General features: G+C 45.4%; 16 protein-coding genes. All 16 read left to right on the plus strand.

Annotation, left to right across the window (positions count from 1 at the left end; genetic code table 11):
* Positions 1-11 precede the first annotated feature (11 nt).
* The 16 genes from leuC (at position 12) to ACFOEK_RS01745 (ending at position 19,705) form a co-directional block, all read left to right on the plus strand.
* A complete protein-coding gene (leuC, locus tag ACFOEK_RS01670; protein WP_386715190.1) occupies positions 12-1,445 on the plus strand; it encodes a 3-isopropylmalate dehydratase large subunit in 1,434 nt (477 codons plus the stop codon).
* A gap of 21 nt (positions 1,446-1,466) precedes the next feature.
* Positions 1,467-2,114, plus strand: a complete 648-nt coding sequence (leuD, locus tag ACFOEK_RS01675; RefSeq protein ID WP_386715193.1) for a 3-isopropylmalate dehydratase small subunit — start codon at positions 1,467-1,469, stop codon at positions 2,112-2,114.
* 99 nt (positions 2,115-2,213) lie between these two features.
* Positions 2,214-3,293, plus strand: coding sequence for a 3-isopropylmalate dehydrogenase (gene leuB, locus ACFOEK_RS01680; protein WP_386715196.1), 1,080 nt, complete (start codon positions 2,214-2,216; stop codon positions 3,291-3,293).
* A 208-nt stretch (positions 3,294-3,501) separates the two neighbouring features.
* A complete protein-coding gene (asd, locus tag ACFOEK_RS01685) occupies positions 3,502-4,620 on the plus strand; it encodes an aspartate-semialdehyde dehydrogenase (RefSeq protein WP_386715199.1) in 1,119 nt (372 codons plus the stop codon).
* A gap of 311 nt (positions 4,621-4,931) precedes the next feature.
* Positions 4,932-8,327, plus strand: a complete 3,396-nt coding sequence (locus ACFOEK_RS01690; RefSeq protein ID WP_386715202.1) for a FimV/HubP family polar landmark protein — start codon at positions 4,932-4,934, stop codon at positions 8,325-8,327.
* 51 nt (positions 8,328-8,378) lie between these two features.
* Positions 8,379-9,221 (plus strand): tRNA pseudouridine(38-40) synthase TruA, encoded by an 843-nt coding sequence (truA, locus tag ACFOEK_RS01695; protein WP_386715205.1) that lies wholly within the window; start codon positions 8,379-8,381, stop codon positions 9,219-9,221.
* Between the two features lie 95 nt (positions 9,222-9,316).
* Positions 9,317-9,934, plus strand: coding sequence for a phosphoribosylanthranilate isomerase (locus ACFOEK_RS01700; RefSeq protein ID WP_386715208.1), 618 nt, complete (start codon positions 9,317-9,319; stop codon positions 9,932-9,934).
* Complete coding sequence (gene trpB, locus ACFOEK_RS01705) at positions 9,931-11,142, plus strand: tryptophan synthase subunit beta (RefSeq protein ID WP_386715211.1); 1,212 nt, start codon at positions 9,931-9,933, stop codon at positions 11,140-11,142. Before ACFOEK_RS01700 ends, trpB begins: the two co-directional genes overlap by 4 nt.
* A gap of 126 nt (positions 11,143-11,268) precedes the next feature.
* Positions 11,269-12,087, plus strand: a complete 819-nt coding sequence (gene trpA / locus ACFOEK_RS01710; RefSeq protein ID WP_386715214.1) for a tryptophan synthase subunit alpha — start codon at positions 11,269-11,271, stop codon at positions 12,085-12,087.
* Positions 12,088-12,142: 55 nt separating this feature from the next.
* Entirely contained in the window at positions 12,143-13,024 is an 882-nt protein-coding gene (accD, locus tag ACFOEK_RS01715) for an acetyl-CoA carboxylase, carboxyltransferase subunit beta (RefSeq protein WP_386715217.1), read from the plus strand.
* Entirely contained in the window at positions 13,021-14,310 is a 1,290-nt protein-coding gene (gene folC, locus ACFOEK_RS01720; protein WP_386715220.1) for a bifunctional tetrahydrofolate synthase/dihydrofolate synthase, read from the plus strand. The genes accD and folC overlap by 4 nt, the downstream gene beginning before the upstream one ends.
* Before the next feature lie 3 nt (positions 14,311-14,313).
* Positions 14,314-15,009 (plus strand): SPOR domain-containing protein, encoded by a 696-nt coding sequence (locus ACFOEK_RS01725; protein WP_386715223.1) that lies wholly within the window; start codon positions 14,314-14,316, stop codon positions 15,007-15,009.
* A gap of 89 nt (positions 15,010-15,098) precedes the next feature.
* Complete coding sequence (locus ACFOEK_RS01730; protein ID WP_386715226.1) at positions 15,099-15,731, plus strand: CvpA family protein; 633 nt, start codon at positions 15,099-15,101, stop codon at positions 15,729-15,731.
* Positions 15,732-15,758: 27 nt separating this feature from the next.
* On the plus strand, positions 15,759-17,321 hold the full coding sequence (gene purF, locus ACFOEK_RS01735; RefSeq protein ID WP_386715229.1) for an amidophosphoribosyltransferase: 1,563 nt from the start codon (positions 15,759-15,761) through the stop codon (positions 17,319-17,321).
* Between the two features lie 172 nt (positions 17,322-17,493).
* Positions 17,494-18,702, plus strand: coding sequence for an O-succinylhomoserine sulfhydrylase (locus ACFOEK_RS01740; RefSeq protein ID WP_386715232.1), 1,209 nt, complete (start codon positions 17,494-17,496; stop codon positions 18,700-18,702).
* 79 nt (positions 18,703-18,781) lie between these two features.
* Positions 18,782-19,705 (plus strand): AAA family ATPase, encoded by a 924-nt coding sequence (locus tag ACFOEK_RS01745; RefSeq protein WP_386715235.1) that lies wholly within the window; start codon positions 18,782-18,784, stop codon positions 19,703-19,705.
* Positions 19,706-19,821 lie beyond the last annotated feature (116 nt).

Consider the following 19,821-nt stretch of genomic DNA (forward strand, 5'->3'; position numbering starts at 1 on the left):
AGGAGAATAAAATGGCGGGTAAAACTCTGTACGACAAGTTGTGGGAATCCCACGTTGTTAAAGAGCGCGAAGATGGCACTGCGCTAATTTATATTGATCGCCAGCTTCTTCATGAAGTGACTTCTCCACAGGCTTTTGAAGGTTTGCGTTTGGCTGGTCGTAAGCCATGGCGTTTGGATGCCAATCTGGCGACTCCGGATCATAACGTACCAACAACATTCAACGAGCGTGAAGTGGGTATTGAAGGCATTGTTGATCCGGTCTCTAAAATTCAGGTGAAGACGTTAGATGAGAACTGCGATGAATTCGGTATCGTTGAATTCAAAATGCAGGATATTCGTCAGGGGATCGTACACGTGGTAGGTCCTGAGCAGGGCGCCACCCTTCCAGGTATGACGGTTGTATGTGGTGATTCACACACAGCAACGCACGGTGCCTTTGCAGCATTAGCACATGGTATCGGTACGTCAGAAGTTGAGCATGTGATGGCGACTCAGTGCTTGATTCAGCGCAAGATGAAAAATTTGCTGATCAAGGTGGAGGGTGAACTTGGTAAAGGGATTACTGGTAAAGACGTTGTTCTGCATGTAATTGGTGTGATCGGTACCGCTGGTGGTAATGGTTGTGCAATGGAATTTGGTGGCAGTGCCATTCGTTCTATGAGCATGGAAGGTCGTATGACCATGTGTAACATGGCGATTGAAGCGGGTGCTCGTGTGGGTATGGTTGCTTTCGATGAGATCACTGCGGACTACGTGAAAGGTCGTGCCTACGCACCAAAAGGTGAGCAGTGGGATCAAGCGGTTGAGTATTGGAAGACGTTAGTGTCTGACGAAGATGCAGTGTTTGATCAGGTTGTTGAGATTAAAGCAGAAGACATTAAGCCGCAGGTAACGTGGGGTACTTCTCCGGAGCAAGTCGTGTCTATTGACGATACTGTGCCTACTCCGGAATCTGAATCTGATCCAGTTAAGCGCTCAGCCATTGAGCGTGCCTTGGTTTACATGGGCTTGGATGCGGGCCAGAAAATTACAGACATCCAGTTGGATCGCGTATTCATTGGTTCTTGTACGAACTCCCGTATTGAAGATCTTCGTGCCGCCGCCGAAGTGGTTAAAGGTAAGCAGGTTGCTTCTACATTGAAACAAGCCTTGGTTGTTCCGGGATCTGGTTTGGTGAAGAAGCAAGCGGAAGAAGAAGGCTTGGATAAAGTATTCACTGACGCAGGTCTTGAGTGGCGTGAGCCAGGTTGTTCAATGTGCTTGGCAATGAATGCTGATAAGTTAGGTAACGGTGAACATTGTGCTTCAACTTCAAATCGTAACTTTGAAGGTCGTCAGGGCTATGGTGGGCGTACACATCTTGTTAGCCCCGCAATGGCTGCGGCTGCGGCGATTGCAGGCCACTTTGTTGACGTTAATGCATTCATGAATGAAAACGCTTAAGGTGCTGAAGGAGAATTTGTTATGAAAAAGTTTACAGTGCATCAAGGCATCGCAGCGCCAATGGATCGTGCCAATATCGATACGGACATGATCATTCCAAAGCAGTTTTTGAAGTCCATTAAGCGTAGTGGTTTTGGACCTAACTTGTTTGATGAATTGCGTTATCTGGATGAAGGTAAGCCGGATGCGGATAACAGTGGTCGTCCATTAAACCCTGATTTTGTATTGAATCAGCCTCGTTACCAAGGTGCATCCGTACTTTTAGCGCGAGAGAACTTTGGTTGTGGTTCGAGTCGTGAGCACGCACCATGGGCGCTAGAAGATTATGGTTTCAGAGCGATTATTGCCCCGAGCTATGCGGATATTTTCTTTAATAACTCGTTTAAAAATGGCTTGTTACCGATCATTTTGGATGAAGCTATTGTTGATCAGTTATTCAAAGAAGTAGACGCTAATGAGGGCTATCAACTAACGGTTGATTTGGAAAACCAAAAAGTAATCAAACCAAGTGGTGAAGAGATTGCTTTCGAGGTAGATCCATTCCGTAAGCATTGTTTGATTAATGGTTTGGACGATATCGGTTTGACGCTTCAGGATGCGGATGACATCCGAGCTTATGAAGAGAAGCGTCGTGCCTCTCAACCGTGGTTGTTTGATGTGGTTAAATAAAGTTTGAATTTTTCGACGGTGGATCAATACAAATTGATCCATCTAATCACTGGGTTTGTGTTATTTAAAACTCAGTCAGAAAGGAAATAGTGAAAGAATATGTCTAAGAATGTATTGATTTTGCCGGGTGACGGTATTGGTCCAGAGATCGTTGCTGAAGCGGTTAAAGTTCTAAATGTAGTTAATAATAAGTTCGATCTTGGCCTGACGTTGGAAGAAGGGCTTGTTGGTGGTTCTGCGTATGATGTGCATGGTACGCCACTGCCTGAAGAGACGATGACTAAGGCGAAAGCCTCGGATGCGATTCTACTTGGAGCAGTAGGTGGCCCTAAGTGGGATAACCTGGAAGATCGTGAACTGCGCCCAGAGAAAGGCTTGTTGGGGCTTCGCTCTGGTTTGGAATTGTTCGGTAATCTTCGTCCGGCCATTCTTTATCCGCAACTTGCTGATGCCTCTTCTTTGAAGCCAGAGATTGTTTCTGGTTTAGATATTCTGATCGTTCGTGAATTAACCGGTGGTATTTACTTCGGTAAGCCTCGTGGTATTCGTACGTTGGAAAACGGTGAGCGTGAAGGTTACAACACTTACGTTTATTCAGAATCTGAAATTCGTCGTATCGCGAAAGTTGCGTTCGAATCTGCTCGGAAGCGTAACAAAAAGCTGTGTTCAGTAGATAAAGCAAACGTTCTTGAAGTAACTGTGCTGTGGCGTGAAATTCTGGAAGAGGTGGGCAAAGAGTACCCTGATGTTGAACTGTCTCATATGTACGTAGATAACGCAGCAATGCAGTTAGTTCGTGCACCTAAGCAGTTTGATGTGATGGTTACCGGTAACATGTTTGGTGATATTTTGTCTGATGCGGCTGCGATGCTAACCGGTTCAATTGGTATGTTGCCATCTGCGTCTTTGGATAAAGACAATAAAGGCATGTACGAACCATGTCATGGTTCTGCACCAGATATCGCTGGTCAAGGCATTGCTAACCCATTAGCGACTATCTTGTCTGCTGCGATGATGCTTCGTTATTCCTTGAATGAAGTAGCAGCTGCGGATGCGATTGAAGAGGCCGTAAGTAAAGTGCTTGATCAAGGTTTGCGTACTGCAGACATTTTTTCTGACGGTATGAAGAAAGTGTCTACCGAAGAGATGGGTGAAGCGGTAGTAGCTGCTTTATCTTAATTGATCGATAAGGAACGGCGATAAAGCTCTTCTTTTGAGCCGTTCATTTAAATAGTTTGATTTATATCCTGAATCTAATACAAAGATTCAGTATAATCTTCGAAGAGTTCGTACTTCGAATTTAACGAGTCACAGAAACAGTTTCGAGCAATAACAAAAGGTTGTAGCTCGTAAAGTTTTTGCTATCCAAAGTTAGAGGAATACTAAAGTGAAAGTAGGTCTAGTAGGTTGGCGTGGCATGGTTGGTTCCGTGTTAATGCAGCGTATGCAGGAAGAGAAAGATTTCGATCTGATCAAGCCTGTGTTTTTTACCACCTCTCAAGCCGGTCAAGATGCACCAATTATTGGTGGTATTACCCCTGCAGAGAAAACACTACAAGACGCGACCGATATTAGTATTCTAAGCACGATGGATGTGATTATTACCTGTCAGGGTGGTGACTATACTAAAGCTGTTTTCCCTAAGTTGCGTGAAAGTGGTTGGGATGGCTACTGGATTGATGCTGCATCTTCGCTGCGCATGGCAGATGATGCGGTTATTGTCCTTGATCCTGTGAACCAGCATGTGATTAAAGATGCATTAGCTCAAGGTGTTAAAAACTACGTTGGTGGTAACTGCACTGTTAGCTTGATGTTGATGGCGATCGGTGGTCTGTTCGAGAAAGATTTGGTGGAGTGGGTTAGCCCGATGACTTATCAGGCCGCTTCTGGTTCTGGTGCCAAGCACATGCGTGAATTGATCTCTCAAATGGGCGCAGTTCGTGACAACGTTAAGGATCTTCTTGATGATCCTGCTTCTGCAATTCTTGAAATCGACAAAAATACTTCAGAGTTTATCCGTAGCAGTGATTACCCAACGGATCAATTCGGTGTGCCTTTGGCGGGTAGCCTGATTCCTTACATCGATTCTCAGCTTGAATCTGGCCAAAGCCGTGAAGAGTGGAAAGCAGAAGTCGAAACCAACAAGATCTTGGGTACGTCTGATAATGCGACGCCAATTGATGGTATTTGTGTTCGCGTTGGTGCGATGCGTTGTCACAGTCAGGCATTGACCATCAAGTTGAAGAAAGATCTTCCGGTAGAAGAAATTGAGTCAATTCTTGCTGCGCATAACGGTTGGGTGAAAGTGATTCCAAATGATCGTGACGTGACCATGGAAGAGTTAACGCCTGCAAAAGTAACGGGTACCTTGAGCATTCCTGTTGGTCGTATTCGTAAGTTATCAATGGGGCCAGAGTATATCTCAGCCTTCACTGTTGGTGATCAGTTACTTTGGGGTGCGGCAGAGCCGTTACGTCGCATGTTGAGAATCTTACTCGACAAATAAGGGTTAGGTGGTTCTCCTAATTCTGTGAGCTGTATCACAATAAAGCCGGATGCATTCAGTATCCGGCTTTTTTATGTCTGCTTTTTGATGTCGTTTGACAATTCAATAAGACAACCTGTTGATAAATCAGTATTTATGTTCGATACTTTTTCAATTAATGAATAATAGCCATCATCCGGCCAAAAACGTCTAAACTGGTTAGATAAAATCGTAAAGTTAACGCATCCAGAAGATGTTGGATTACTTTGATTAGCGGCAGGTTCTGACTATTCAAAGTATGATGCGAGTAAATAACAACAAAGGATCGACGCATGAAGCTTCGTAAACTCACCTCTGCATTAGTTGCAGCAGGCGCACTTAGTTCTCCATTTGCATTGGGATTAGGACTTGGAGATATCTCACTTAAGTCGTCGTTAAATCAACCTTTGCAGGCCGAGATTAAGCTGCTTCAAACACGCGAACTGGCTGAGGAAGAAATTTTACCTTCACTGGCTTCAGAAGAAGAGTTTAATCGAGCTGGTGTAGAGCGCTTCTTCTTTTTAAGTAATATCGATTTTGATGTTGAATTATCAGGCAAGGGCGACGGTTCTTTACTTCTTACTACTAAGCAAACAATACAAGAACCTTTCCTTAACTTCTTGGTCGAGGTTAATTGGCCTAATGGTCGAGTACTTCGTGAGTATACCGTTCTGCTTGATCCCCCTGTTTATGAAGATACCGCGCCTGCGATTGTTGTCACTCCTCAAACTAAGGCTTCTACAAAGCCTATGATGGACGCTGAGAAACAAGTAGTTGAGGCCAAGCATAGTCGAGCGGTTGTGACTCCTGTAAGTCAAAGTGATTCCAGGGTATCAAATGGCACCTTCGGTCCTGTAAGTGCATCGGATACTCTTTGGAATATTGCTATCGAAGTTCGGCCAGATCGTTCGGTTACTGTTCAGCAAACTATGATGGCGATTCGTGAGTTGAATCCAAATGCTTTCGTTGCTGGCAATATCAATAAAATCAAGAAAGGCTCGGTTCTTCGTGTTCCGACATTAGATCAAATTCAAGGCTGGACGCAGGGTTCTGCGGTTCAGGAAGTTGCTGCACACAACAAACGCTACCAACAGTCTATTCATCCAGAGCAAACGGGTCAGGTTCAGTTGAGTGGTGTTGATCACTCTTTGCAGTCTACTACCATGAAGCCGGAGGAAGCCCGATTAAAAATAGTTCGTTCTGAAGAGGCTAGTGCGGCTATCGGTGCTGCAAGTGGTGATCAGAGTGGTGAAGGGGCAGAGCTGGAAACCATTCAGAATGAATTAGCTATTACTCAAGAGAATCTTGACAAAGCAAATCGTGAAAATGAAAAACTCTCTGCTCGTATAGAAGCTCTTGAAGAGCGTATGTCCAAGTTGTCGCGCCTGGTGACTTTGAAAGATACTCAAATGGCTGAGTTACAGATGGCCGCCTCTGACCAAATGACAGAAATGGGTGATATGGCAGGTCAGGACGAGGTGGAACAAGATGCTTCAGATATGCCGGCCGCTGCAATGCCAGGCGATGGTATGTCTGAGGACATGGCATCTGAAGAACTGATGACTCCATCAGAGGATATGCCAGCAACTGATGATGGAATGACTGATGAGGTGGCTTCGGCTGAAGATGCAGTCTCGGATATGACTGAAATGGCGGATGGTATGTCCGACATGGCTTCAACTGATCCGGTCGAAGAGTCGATTGCTAGTACCTCTCCTGAAGCGGTTGACAATAAGCCGGTTATTAAACTGGATGATCCGGTTGCTCCGATGCAACAGCCACAGCAAGGCTTGTTAGATAAAATCCTTGGTAATCCTGTGTGGTTAGCTGCCATTGGTGCTGGCGCTCTGTTGTTCGTGATTTTACTCTTCATGATGTCTCGCAGAAGTTATCAGCGTGAAAATGAACTGGCTGATGTTGTAGATCAAGATACCGTTGCAGGTAAAACGTCCTCTGACATTGCTGATGAAGAATTGAATGCGATTGATCAGGAGTTAGATGATTTAGATCTAGAGTCCAAAGGCTTTGGTCAGGTTTCACTGGATGGTGATGACAATCTTGAGGTTGATGATGTTGTCGCGCGTGCGGACAGCTATATTGCCTACGGCCAATTTGATAACGCAACCAATTTGCTTGATGAAGCGATTAATAGCGAGCCTAGTCGTATTGACTTGCGCCTGAAGATGCTTGAAGTGTATGCAGAAATGCAAGATACCCAAGGTTTTGAGCGTCAGAAACAGGAAATTATTAATCTCGGTGCTGATGATGTGCTGGGGCAAATTAATGTTTTGGAGCAGAAGCTGCCAGGCTCAATTGGTGGTGATTCACCGACAGTTAATGCCTTCGATAGTGGTGAAAGCTTGGTTGCAGATGGTGCTAGCGAGTTTGATTTATCTTCAGATTCTGATGATGCGAATGATGATTTTAGTTACTCGCTGGAAGACCTTGAGTCTGAACTGGCTTCTGATTTGAGCGGTGATTCTGAGTCGGCAGGTATGAGTTCGCTTTCGGGTGAAAGTGATGATCTGGGTGATTTGGAATTTAATCTGGATGAAGAACTTGGTTTAGCTGAAGAGTCGCCTACCGAAACAGAAAAGGATCTGTCGTCAGGAGATGAGTTCTCTCTGAATATTGATCTTGACGATACCGAAGTTTCAGAGTCGGTTGTTGATAATGTAGATTCAGGCCTTGAAAGTTTAGATGATCTTGAGATGTCTGGCTTCGAGAGTGATTTAGAGTCTGCAGAGAAAGACAGTGATGAGTTGGCCGGTCTAGGTGTGTCAGCTGATCTGGAAGCGGAATCGGCTGAGCTTTCGTTGGATTCATCTCTTGATCTGGAAGAAAGTGCGGACGAGTTTGAGCTTGATGTGCCTGCGGTAGAGGATAATGTCATTGAGGCTACAGCTTCTACCGAGACTGATGAGTTATCCATTGATATGGATGCCGTAGAGTCAGTTTCTGATGAGGCATCAGGTATTGATAACACGGCAGAAACTGCTGATTTAGATATGGACTCTGATTTGGAAGATCTTGCTAAGTCGCTAGGTGTTGATTCTGCGGACGAAGTTGATTTGGATGCTGAACTTGCCTCTGCTTCAGAAACTGAGGTGAGTGCCCTTGATGTATCAGAAACAGCTTTAGATGAGACAGCTGTTGAAGGTGCTGATACAGAACTTCAAGAGTCTGAGTTTGATCTTCCGGAAGAAGAGATTTCTCTGGATGGGTCGACTGAGCTTACTGACATGGCGGACGATATGTCATTAGCGTCTTCGGTTGATGCTGTGGAAGCTGCTGAAACGGTATCGGAAGACCTTGGTGATTTAACGCTTGATGAATCACTTGATGTGGCTGAAGTAGAAGGTGAAGTTGTTGATGAGCTTTCTCTGGATGAGTTGTCACTGAACCAGAATGGTGCGGATGTTCCTGATGTAGAGGATTCAGCTGAAGCTGAAGAGGTAGAGATAACTGGGGAAAGTTCTGCGGATGATCTGGTTAAAGCCGATTTGAACGAGGAAGAGTTGGACTTCTATGTGGGGACTGATGAAGTGGCCACTAAGCTGGATCTTGCTCGTGCGTATGTAGATATGGGGGATGTCGACGGAGCAAAAGACATCTTGGAAGAAGTGATCGTCGAAGGTAATGAAGATCAAAAAACCGAAGCAACTGAACTGCTGAATGGGTTATCATAACCCGTTCAGTATTTCACCGAAGATATTCGGTGTTGTTAACTTAGTTGTACGGTGAGTCAGTTGTCAGAGCATCCTATTGTCGAGCGCATCGCGCTTGGCATCGAATATTTTGGGCATGGTTTTAAAGGGTGGCAACGTCAGCCATCCGCCAAGCCTTCCATTCAAGAAGAATTAGAAAAAGCCTTAAGTCGAATAGCCAATCTGCCTATCGAAGTCGTCTGTGCGGGACGCACTGATGCTGGTGTTCATGCAACGCATCAGGTGGTTCACTTTGATAGTCCTGTCGTTAGAAATGACAATTCCTGGGTTCGTGGAGTTAATTCACAGCTGCCGGATCAAATTGGGGTTAAGTGGGTAACGCGTGTTGATGATACTTTTCATGCTCGCTTTTCGGCGACAGCCCGACGATATCGCTATGTGATTGATAACAGCTCCACTATGCCTGTGATACATCGTAACGCGGTAACTTGGCACTTCTCACCGCTAGATGCTCAGGCAATGCATGATGCAGGACAAGCGCTCTTGGGTGAGAATGACTTTACCTCGTTTCGAGCTAAAGAATGTCAGTCTCATACGCCGATGCGAAATATCCATCATCTAATGGTACGTAGGATCGGCGATTTGGTGGTGATAGATGTCAAGGCAAATGCTTTTTTGCATCACATGATAAGGAACATTGCTGGCGTTTTATGTGAGGTTGGCGATGGCCGTAAGCCTATCGAATGGGTGAAGAATGTGTTGGCTGCAAAGGATAGAACTCAAGCCAGTGTCACAGCCCCTCCTCATGGGTTGTATTTTGTCGATGTGGATTATGATGATGGGTATGGTTTGCCTAAAGGCAGTCGCTCTTTGGGGCCCTTATTGGTGACGCCAGCAAATCATTTATTTGAATAAATAAAACCTTTCTAAATGCTTTAAGATGCAATCTTTAGTCTGTAGCTCATAGCTGCTTTCTGGTAGTATTTCTCATTTATTTGATTGGAACGAAAGTGGCGAGAACAAGAGTTAAGATCTGTGGGATTACCCGTTCAGAAGATGCTTTAAACGCAGTGACTGCTGGCTGCGATGCAATTGGACTGGTTTTTTATCCTCCAAGTCCTAGACATGTCAGTTTAGAGCAAGCCAGAGAAATCGTCTCTTCTTTACCTCCTTATGTGAGTGTCGTGGGGTTGTTTGTTAATCCAGACGCTGAGTTTGTCACAAAGGCGGTGGATTACGTAGGATTAACTTGTCTTCAATTCCATGGTGATGAGTCTCCAGAGTTCTGCAATCAATTTGAAACCTCTTGGTACAAAGCAATTCGTGTACAAGCATCAACGAATCTTTATGATTGTGTAAAAGACTATCAAGAGGCATCCGCTTTGTTATTGGATACGTATAAAGCGGGTGTGCCTGGTGGTACAGGTGAAACCTTTAATTGGTCATTGATTCCTGATGACCTTACTAAACCTATAATTCTTGCTGGTGGTTTGGAACCATCAAACGTTGCATCAGCGATAGAGCAAGTAAGGCCTTATGCTGTTGATGTCAGTGGCGGTGTTGAGGCTGAGAAGGCGATCAAATCGAATGAAAAGATGATCGCATTTGTAAATGAGGTGTTGAAATGACAGATAAAGCGCAAGCGGCGCAGTTACCTGATGAGAATGGTCACTTTGGTGTTTACGGTGGTCGTTTTGTATCTGAAACCTTAATGAGTGCTTTAGACGAGCTTACAGAACTGTACAATCGTCTAAAGAACGATCCTGACTTCCAAGCTGAGTTTGATAAAGATCTGGCTCACTATGTAGGACGTCCTTCACCTCTTTATCACGCTGAACGATGGTCGAAAGAAATCGGTGGTGCACAGATTTATCTTAAACGTGAAGATCTTAATCACACTGGTGCCCACAAAGTTAATAACACCATCGGGCAGGCGCTTCTAGCGAAATATATGGGTAAGCCGAGAGTTATTGCTGAAACCGGTGCTGGCCAGCATGGTGTGGCAACGGCAACCGTGGCGGCTCGTTTAGGCCTTGAGTGTAAAGTTTTTATGGGTGCCGAAGATGTTCAGCGTCAAGCACTGAATGTTTATCGCATGAAGTTATTAGGGGCGGAAGTATTACCTGTAGAAGCAGGAACTCGTACGCTTAAAGATGCAATGAATGAAGCCATGCGTGACTGGGTGACGAATGTTGATTCGACCTTCTACATCATTGGAACCGCTGCTGGGCCTCATCCCTACCCAATGTTAGTTCGTGACTTTAACTCGGTTATTGGACGTGAAGCGCGCCGTCAGAGTTTAGAGCAAGCAGGTAAATTGCCTGATGCACTTGTCGCCTGTGTGGGTGGCGGCTCCAATGCGATTGGTTTATTCCATCCGTTCATCGAAGATAAAGACGTTGCAATGTATGGCGTAGAAGCCGGTGGTCATGGTCTGGAAACGGGGGAGCATGCTGCTCCTTTGTCTGCAGGTAAGCCTGGTGTATTACACGGCAATCGTACTTATCTGATGGAAGATGAAAACGGTCAAATTCTTGGGACACATTCAGTGTCTGCAGGCTTGGATTACCCTGGCGTTGGCCCTGAGCATAGTTATCTTAAAGACATTGGTCGAGCGAACTATGTTGCGGTAACCGATGATGAAGCGTTGGCGGCGTTCCGTAAGTTAACTCGTGTGGAAGGTATTATGCCGGCTCTTGAATCAAGCCATGCGTTAGCTTATGCCGAAAAACTGGCGAAAACTATGTCTCCAGAACAGATGATCGTAGTGAACTTGTCTGGTCGTGGAGATAAAGATATCCACACCATTGCTCAAATCGATGGTATTTCTGTTTAAGAAAGTACGTTTGTTTAATGAGAAAGCTCTGACTCAGTCAGAGCTTCTTGTATCAACAAGTACAGCCAGTTCTGTTGTGTCCTAATGCGTTTATGCTGAGCTGTATAAGAAAAGGTTTCAAAGTTAATGAGCAGAGTAAGATCTTATTTTGACAAGCTTAAGGTGTCAGGCAAGAAAGCATTGATTCCTTATATTACGGCAGGTGACCCAAGCTTGGATGCAACTGTTCCTATGATGCATAGCTTGGTGGAAGCAGGTGCGGACATTATCGAGCTTGGCGTTCCATTCTCTGACCCGATGGCCGACGGCCCGGCGATTCAGTTGGCATGTGAGCGAGCATTAGCTCATAACACCAGTCTTAAAGATGTTCTGGCCTGTGTTAAACAGTTCCGCGAAACAAACCAAGAGACGCCGGTTGTTCTGATGGGGTATTTAAACCCGGTCGAAGTGATGGGTTATGAAGCGTTTTCAGAAGCGGCCGCTACGGCGGGTGTTGATGGGGTGCTTCTGGTTGATCTCCCACCAGAAGAAGCGAATTTGGTTAAGCCTTTGTTTGAAAAGCATGAGCTAGACAGTATTTTCTTGTTGGCTCCAACGACGTCTGAACAGCGCACTAAGCTGATTTGTGAGCAAGGCTCAGGCTACGTTTATTATGTATCAGTGAAAGGTGTTACTGGCTCATCTGCATTAGATACCAAAGAAGTAGCTGAGAAGGTCGCTGCCATTCAAAAACAAACGAATTTACCGGTTGGTGTTGGTTTCGGTATCAAAGACGGTGAAACTGCGGCTCAGGTTGCGGCTGTTGCGGATGGCGTGATTGTAGGCTCTGTACTGGTGAATACTATTGCAGAAGGCGCAGAGCAAGGGGCTTCTACAGAGGAAACTTGCCAACGTTTGTCTACTATTATTCGAGACATGCGTACAGCAATGGACTCGGCGCAATAGTATTGAGTAAAGTCTGGTCTTGAAAATAACGTCTAAATAGTAGCAGGTAAGCTAGATGAGCAGCTGGCTAGATAAAATCGTTCCTTCTATCGTTCGCTCTGAATCACAGCGCAGAGCGAGTGTACCTGAAGGGCTTTGGAAGAAGTGTCCAAAGTGTGATGCTATCTTGTATCGTCCCGAGTTGGAAAAGAACGATGATGTGTGTCCGAAATGTGATCATCATATGCGGGTTACGGCACGTCGTCGTGTAGAGCTTTTTCTGGATGCGGAAGATAGAGTTGAATTGGCTGCTGATGTTCAACCGGAAGATCGACTCAAGTTCAAAGATTCAAAACGCTACAAAGATCGACTCAGTGCTGCGCAGAAAGATACCGGCGAAAACGATGCCTTAGTGACCTTTCATGGCAAACTGGAAGGTCAAGCGGTTGTTGTGGCTGCCTTTGAATTCAACTTCATGGGTGGCTCCATGGGTTCGGTTGTTGGTGAGAAATTTGTTCGAGCGGTAAAAGTTGCGCTAGAAAATCAAATTCCATTTATTTGTTTTTCAGCCAGTGGTGGGGCAAGAATGCAGGAAGCATTAATCTCTTTGATGCAGATGGCCAAAACGTCAGCGGCTTTGGAGCGATTAAAACGTAAAGGCATTCCTTTTGTATCTGTGATGACTGATCCTGTATTTGGTGGCGTTTCGGCGAGTTTAGCGATGTTGGGCGATATTAATGTTGCTGAGCCAAATGCACTGGTTGGTTTTGCTGGCCCTAGAGTGATTGAGCAAACGGTTCGAGAAAAACTCCCTGAAGGTTTCCAGCGAAGTGAGTTTCTGTTGGAGCACGGCACCGTCGATATGATTATTCACCGAAAACAATTACGCACTAAGCTATCCCGGTTATTAGCTAATTTAACCTGGCATATGAAAACTCCTTCAGAACGTTCTGTATGACTCAACGGAAATCTTTAAATGACTGGCTCTCTTATATGGAGAGCATGCATCCCACCGAAATTGATCTTGGTTTAGATCGTATCAAACAAGTCTCTGATAAGTTGCAGTTGGAGCCTTTGGCCGATCAGGTCATTACTGTTGCTGGCACAAACGGTAAAGGTACCAGCTGTGCCTTTCTTGAGGCCTACTCGCAAGGCATCGACAAGAAGGTTGGTTTGTACACCTCACCTCACCTTATTCGATTTAATGAACGAGTTAGGGTTAACGGACAAGAGGTATCTGATCAACAATTACTTTCTGCATTTGAAGTAATTGAACTCGCTCGTGGTGATACATCGCTGACTTATTTTGAGTTCACTACCTTGGCCGCGATGTGGTTGTTCAAACAGGCCATGTTGGATGTGGTGATTTTGGAAGTCGGATTAGGCGGTCGTTTGGATGCGGTAAACATCATTGATCCGGATTTGGCGCTGGTTACTTCGATTTCTGTGGATCACGAAGCCTGGCTAGGGCACGATATTGAAGCCATTGGGCGAGAAAAAGCAGGAATATTTCGTGCGCATAAACCTGCCGTGTTTGGTGCGGAAGGTAAACCTCAATCGGTAGGTGATTACGCAAGCGACATTGGGGCGCAGTTTTATCAGGCGGGTCGTGATTATCAGCTGATCGCTTCGGACTCTCATTGGCAATGGCAAGCTTGTGGTGATGATTGCTCGAATGGGCAATCTTTTGAAGGTCTGATTCATCCGAGTTTTCCGGTGCAGAATGTCGCAACCTGCATCATGGGGTTGTCGCAACTCGGTTGGTTATTGACAGCAGAACGTATCAACTGGGCCATTGAACATGCGTTTATCCGTGGCAGGATGGAACCGTTCAATCATCAGGGTGTGGAAGGGTGGTTGGATGTTGCTCATAACCCTGAATCGGCGAAGCATTTGGCTCGACAACTCAAAAAGAAGACAGCACCTGGTCAGAACAATGTGGCTGTGTTTGGCGCTATGTCGGATAAAGACATTGATGGTGTCATCGATGAGCTCAAAGACGTCATCAGTCATTGGTTGTGCATTGATTTACCGATTGATAGAGCCATTTCATCTGCCGAATTGAAAGAAATGCTTCAATCTAAAGGAATGAGCGCAGAGCAGTTTGCTACGTTTGAATCTGCTTTCAATACGATTAAATCAGCGACTGACTTTTCGGAACAAGAGACAACAGCGGATAACCTAGTTGTGTTAGGATCGTTTTTTACCGTAGCTGAAGCCATCATGTATTTTGATAAACAATAGCTTATGAAAGAAGACAGCAAAGGAATCAAGAAGGAGGCCGCTAAAGGCGCTTCTTCGACTCAAGGAACAGACAAGGCTAAAAGTGCTGATGCTGATTCGCCAGAATTGATTAAATATCGCTTGTTGGGGGCAGTGGTTACCTTCGTGCTGTTAGCGTTATTTGGTCCTGAAGTGTTGGATGGCAGTGGTCGGGTACAGACCAATTCCATTATTGAAATCCCGGATCGCCCGGATGTTCCGGCACCTCCTATATTGCAACCTCCTGCGCCAAAAGGCACTGGTTTTGATGAAGCCTCTGTTCGCGAAGCTCAACAACGCTTGTTAGCAGAGAAGAAACAACAAGCAGCTAAGACACCAAAACCTGCAGAGAAGAAGGCTGGCTCTGATGTCGATTCAACGGCTGAAAGCGTTGCGCAGCCACTTCCTCGAAAAGCACCAATGTTGGCAGAAAATAAACCCGCTTGGACGTTGCAGCTGGCGACGTTCAGTCAATCTAAAAACGCATATGCGTTACGTGAGAAACTGACCAAGGCCGGTTTTAATACCTACAGTCGTTTATTGAAGGATTCATCTGGAGAGACTAAATACCAAGTGTTTGTTGGCCCTGAACTGAGCAAGCAAAGGTTGTTGGTTGTGAAGAAACAGATTGCTAAGAAGCTCAAGCTGAGTGATGGCATCATTAAGCCATACAGACCTTAATGGTTTGATTTTGATCGAATGCGTTATTTAAGGTTTTGTGATGACCATTGCTTTGATAGAATTCGCAACCCTGTAGAAAGGAAGTGCTTATGAACTGGTTAGACATCGTTATTATTAGTGTGATTGCCGTTTCAGCTTTGGTGAGTCTTAAACGAGGCTTTGTTAAAGAGTTGATGTCACTGGTGACATGGATTGCAGCACTTCTTATCGCGCGAATTTATGCGTACGATTTCTCTCATTATTTGAGTGATTTTGCGAACAACGGAAAGTCGGCACTTGTGCTGGCTTTTTTTGTGCTTTTTGTTGGCTCACTCATTGTTGGTTCTTTGATAAATTTCATTATCAGTCAGTTCGTTCATGCCGTTGGTCTAAGCTTAATGGATCGCTTTTTAGGTGTGGCATTCGGAGTGGTGCGTGGTGCATTGGTGATAGTCGTCGGTATTGGGCTCATGAGTCTAACCGCATTCTCAGACTCACCAGCATGGCAATCTTCGGTGATCGTACCGCACTTTGCTCAAGTGGAAGAGTGGACCAAAGAAACGACTAAACTGTTATCAGAGCAACTCTCTGAAGTAGATATGAGTGGCTTGGTTGATCCGTCAGTAGCTGGTGAAGTGTTGCAGCAGGCGGGCGATGCCATGTCAGAAGTTCCGGATTCAATTCCTTTGCCTGATGAGGCATTTCAGGATGGCTCTGAAGAAGTCATTCAGGTAGAAAATTAATATATAGGCTTAATGAGGTAGTACTCCATGTGCGGCATTGCTGGCGTCGTTTCTTTCACGAACGTTAATCAGACTCTATATGATGCATTAACTGTTCTTCAACACAGGGGGCAGGATGCCGCGGGGATTGTAACCAGCCATAATGGTCGGTTCCACCTTCGTAAAAATAATGGTCTGGTGAGAGATGTGTTCCGCACTCGTCACATGCACCGATTGATTGGAAAAATGGGCATTGGTCACGTACGTTACCCAACGGCGGGATCGTCGTCTTCGGCCGAAGCTCAACCTTTCTATGTAAACTCACCTTACGGAATTACCCTTGCGCATAATGGTAATTTGACTAACTCAAAAGAGATTGGTCAAAAGCTCTATGAAACCGATTTGCGCCACATCAATACCACTTCCGACTCTGAAGTACTATTGAATGTATTTGCTCATGAATTGCAAAGACAAGGTAAGCAAACGCCTTCGGCAGAAGATATCTTTGAAGCGGTAAAAGGTGTTCATAAACGCTGTCGTGGCGGGTATGCGGTTGTTGCTATGATTGCTGGCCAAGGTGTACTTGGCTTCCGTGATCCGAACGGTATTCGTCCAGTGGTGTTTGGTAAGCGTGAAACGCCAGAAGGTGTTGAGTACATGATCGCGTCTGAAAGTGTAGCGTTGTCTTCATTGGGCTTTACGCTTGAGCGCGACATTGCCCCAGGTGAAGCTATCTTTATCACTGAAGATGGTCAGCTTCACACCATGCAATGTGCAGAGAACCCTAAGTTGCGTCCATGTATTTTTGAATACGTGTACTTTGCTCGTCCAGACAGTGTGATGGACGGCAACTCTGTTTATAAAACCCGTTTAAAAATGGGTGAGTTCTTAGCAGAGAAAATTAAGCGTGAATGGCCGGATCACGACATTGATGTAGTGATTCCAATTCCAGACACCAGTCGTACCTCTGCGTTGCAATTGGCTAATCGCTTAGGCGTTAAGTACCGCGAAGGCTTTATGAAGAACCGCTATATCGGCCGTACCTTCATCATGCCGGGCCAGAATCAGCGTAAGAAATCGGTTCGTCAGAAGTTAAATCCTGTTGAAATTGAGTTTGCTGGTAAGAATGTTCTGTTAGTTGATGACTCCATCGTACGTGGGACAACCAGTCGTCAGATCATTGAAATGGCTCGTGAAGTGGGTGCAAATAAGGTTTACATGGCATCAGCGGCACCGCAGGTTTGCTATCCAAACGTGTATGGTATTGATATGCCGTCGGCCACTGAATTGATAGCGCATGATCGTTCTGTCGAAGAAATTAATGAACTTATTGGTTCTGACCGCTTAATTTATCAGGATCTAGATGATTTGATCGAAGCGTCGAAGGGTGTGAATGACAGTATCGAAAGCTTCGACTGCGCCGTGTTCAACGGTGAGTATATTACGGGTGATGTAACACCAGAGTACTTGGCTGAGCTAGAGCAAGCACGTAATGATGCAGCGAAAAATAAGAAGTCTAACATCGTAGTGGATGTGTCTGACGACAGCGAAGAGGAAGAAGCTGGCGGTGCAGACGACGCTACGATGGGGATTCATAACGAGATTAATTAAGTTAGAGCCCAGAGGCACTTTTTATCAAGCCGAACCTTGGGTTCGGCTTTTTTATGGACAACTGTTGGATCTATTTCGTTTTCTTGTTTTCTGGCAGTGGTCTTTGCGTACAATAGAAACTAATTTTATAGTTTTAGCCTGTGTCTTAGGCAATTGGTGAAAGGAAAGAATTATGACAGAGCGTTCTCGTATTCAATCTGATTTATCAGAGGCGCAATTAGAAACGTATGCCGTTCGTGGTGGCCAGCATCGTACGCCTGAATCTGAACATAGCGAGCCTATTTTCACCACCTCGAGTTATGTGTTCAACAGCGCGGCAGAAGCTGCGGCACGTTTTGGTGGCGATGAGCCTGGAAATATTTACTCTCGATTCACGAACCCGACGGTTGCGATATTTGAAGAGCGTTTGGCGGCAATGGAAGGTGCTGAAAAAGCCGTGGCGACTTCGTCAGGCATGGCTGCAATTCTAAGCACCGGGGCGGCGCTATTAAAAAGCGGTGATCATGTGGTGTGTTCTCGTTCAGTCTTCGGCACCACCAATGTGTTATTCGACAAGTATTTCAAGAAGTTTGGAATTGAGACCAGCTTTGTTGATCTAACGGATATTAAGAGTTGGAAAGCCGCGATTCGTCCAGAAACCAAGATTCTGTTTATGGAAACGCCTTCGAACCCTTTAGGTGAAGTTGCAAACATTTCGGGCTTGGCTGAACTTGCCCACGCCAATGATGCCTTATTGGTTGTGGATAACTGTTTCTGTACCCCTGTTTTACAACAGCCGTTGAAGTTGGGTGCAGACATAGTCATTCATTCGGCGACTAAATACTTGGATGGGCAAGGCCGATGTGTCGGTGGCGTGGTCGCGGGACGAGAAACAGAAATGAATGAAGTGTACGGTTTCCTTCGTTCTGCTGGCACCACCATGAGCCCGTTCAATGCGTGGGTGTTCCTTAAGGGCTTGGAAACTTTATCCATTCGTATGAAAGCTCATTGTGAGTCGGCGTTGGAGTTAGCTCAATGGCTTGAAGCTCAGCCCAAGGTTGCGAAAGTTCATTACGGCGGTTTGGAAAGTCATCCACAACATGAATTGGCTCGTATACAACAGAAAGGCTTCGGAGGCGTGCTTTCCTTTGAAGTTGTAGGTGGGCAAGACGCAGCTTGGGCATTGATCGATAACACCAGAATGTTATCCATCACAGCGAACTTAGGGGACACTAAAACGACTATTACTCATCCGGCGACGACGACTCATGGTCGACTCTCCGATGAAGATAAAGTGAAAGCGGGGATTGCCCCAGGGTTAATTCGCCTATCCGTTGGGCTAGAGAACATTGACGACATTAAAGCCGATTTATTGAGAGGCTTAACTGCACTCGAATCTTGATGCTCTTAACCGTCTTTAAGTTTACTCAGAGTACAATTTAATTAAGAGTTTGATGTCCTAAGCGATAAGGTAGGAGTGGATGGAAGTGCAGAACCTAGTAAGTAAAATCGATCTGGTTTTAAACCAAGTAAATCAGGTGATTTTAGGCAAAGAGCTCCAGCTAAAGCTCGCTTTGTCGTGTCTTATCGCGAAGGGTCATCTCTTAATTGAAGACTTGCCCGGCATGGGGAAAACAACGCTATCTCATGCGCTCGCTAATGCACTCGGATTGAGTTACAACCGGGTGCAATTTACCAGCGATTTATTGCCTTCCGATGTTCTGGGTATCACGATTTTTAATAAAGATCAGAATACCTTTGAGTTTCATAAGGGGCCGATTTTTTCACAGGTGGTCTTAGCGGATGAAATCAATCGGGCCAGTCCTAAAACTCAGAGTGCCTTGCTTGAAGCGATGGAAGAGTATCAGGTCAGTGTTGAAGGAACTTCATACGCCTTACCTGATCCTTTCTTTGTTATTGCTACACAGAACCCGATGGACCAAGCAGGCACGTATCCGCTGCCGGAATCTCAATTGGATCGTTTTCTGATGCGTGTCACGTTAGGCTATCCACCGGCCGAAGCGGAGAGAGAATTGTTGAAAGGCATCAATCGACGCACCATGGTAAAAAATTTAGATTCAGTGATTACTTCGGACGAGTTCAGTCAGTTGCAATCTCTCGTGTCTCAAGTGAAGGTGTCCGAAGCTTTGTTGGATTACATTCAGCGATTGGTTACTTTTTCTCGGGACTCGTCGGAAACCGCCGTTGGCTTATCACCGCGCGGCGCACTTTCTTTGCTTCGCAGTTCTCAAGCGTGGGCGTTAGTAGAAGGCCGGAATTATGTTATTCCTGATGACGTTCAAGCGGTATTGTCTGCGGTGGTGGATCATCGTGTGGCGGTGTCCAGTGTGTCTTCTCAGGCGTCAGCGTCTTCATTAATGAAAGATCAAGTGGCCGCCATTTAGTAAATACTATGGACGATGTTAAGAGCTGAGGGACTCCATAGATTAAGCTCTTTGGTCGAATAGCGTTTGATCGTACGAATATAATTATACCTGTATGATCAAAAAATATCGGTCAA

The organism is Litoribrevibacter euphylliae (assembly GCF_042646085.1).
Classification (GTDB): Bacteria; Pseudomonadota; Gammaproteobacteria; order Pseudomonadales; family Litoribrevibacteraceae; genus Litoribrevibacter; species Litoribrevibacter euphylliae.

What these genes read in the sequence shown, in the direction of transcription:
- ACFOEK_RS01725 (WP_386715223.1), top strand. Translation starts at nt 14,314, where the DNA reads ATGAAAGAAGACAGCAAAGGAATCAAGAAGGAGGCCGCTAAAGGCGCT.
- folC (WP_386715220.1), top strand. Translation starts at nt 13,021, where the DNA reads ATGACTCAACGGAAATCTTTAAATGACTGGCTCTCTTATATGGAGAGC.
- ACFOEK_RS01690 (WP_386715202.1), top strand. Translation starts at nt 4,932, where the DNA reads ATGAAGCTTCGTAAACTCACCTCTGCATTAGTTGCAGCAGGCGCACTT.
- leuC (WP_386715190.1), top strand. Translation starts at nt 12, where the DNA reads ATGGCGGGTAAAACTCTGTACGACAAGTTGTGGGAATCCCACGTTGTT.
- ACFOEK_RS01745 (WP_386715235.1), top strand. Translation starts at nt 18,782, where the DNA reads ATGGAAGTGCAGAACCTAGTAAGTAAAATCGATCTGGTTTTAAACCAA.
- ACFOEK_RS01730 (WP_386715226.1), top strand. Translation starts at nt 15,099, where the DNA reads ATGAACTGGTTAGACATCGTTATTATTAGTGTGATTGCCGTTTCAGCT.
- trpB (WP_386715211.1), top strand. Translation starts at nt 9,931, where the DNA reads ATGACAGATAAAGCGCAAGCGGCGCAGTTACCTGATGAGAATGGTCAC.
- accD (WP_386715217.1), top strand. Translation starts at nt 12,143, where the DNA reads ATGAGCAGCTGGCTAGATAAAATCGTTCCTTCTATCGTTCGCTCTGAA.
- ACFOEK_RS01740 (WP_386715232.1), top strand. Translation starts at nt 17,494, where the DNA reads ATGACAGAGCGTTCTCGTATTCAATCTGATTTATCAGAGGCGCAATTA.
- purF (WP_386715229.1), top strand. Translation starts at nt 15,759, where the DNA reads ATGTGCGGCATTGCTGGCGTCGTTTCTTTCACGAACGTTAATCAGACT.
- leuB (WP_386715196.1), top strand. Translation starts at nt 2,214, where the DNA reads ATGTCTAAGAATGTATTGATTTTGCCGGGTGACGGTATTGGTCCAGAG.
- leuD (WP_386715193.1), top strand. Translation starts at nt 1,467, where the DNA reads ATGAAAAAGTTTACAGTGCATCAAGGCATCGCAGCGCCAATGGATCGT.
- trpA (WP_386715214.1), top strand. Translation starts at nt 11,269, where the DNA reads ATGAGCAGAGTAAGATCTTATTTTGACAAGCTTAAGGTGTCAGGCAAG.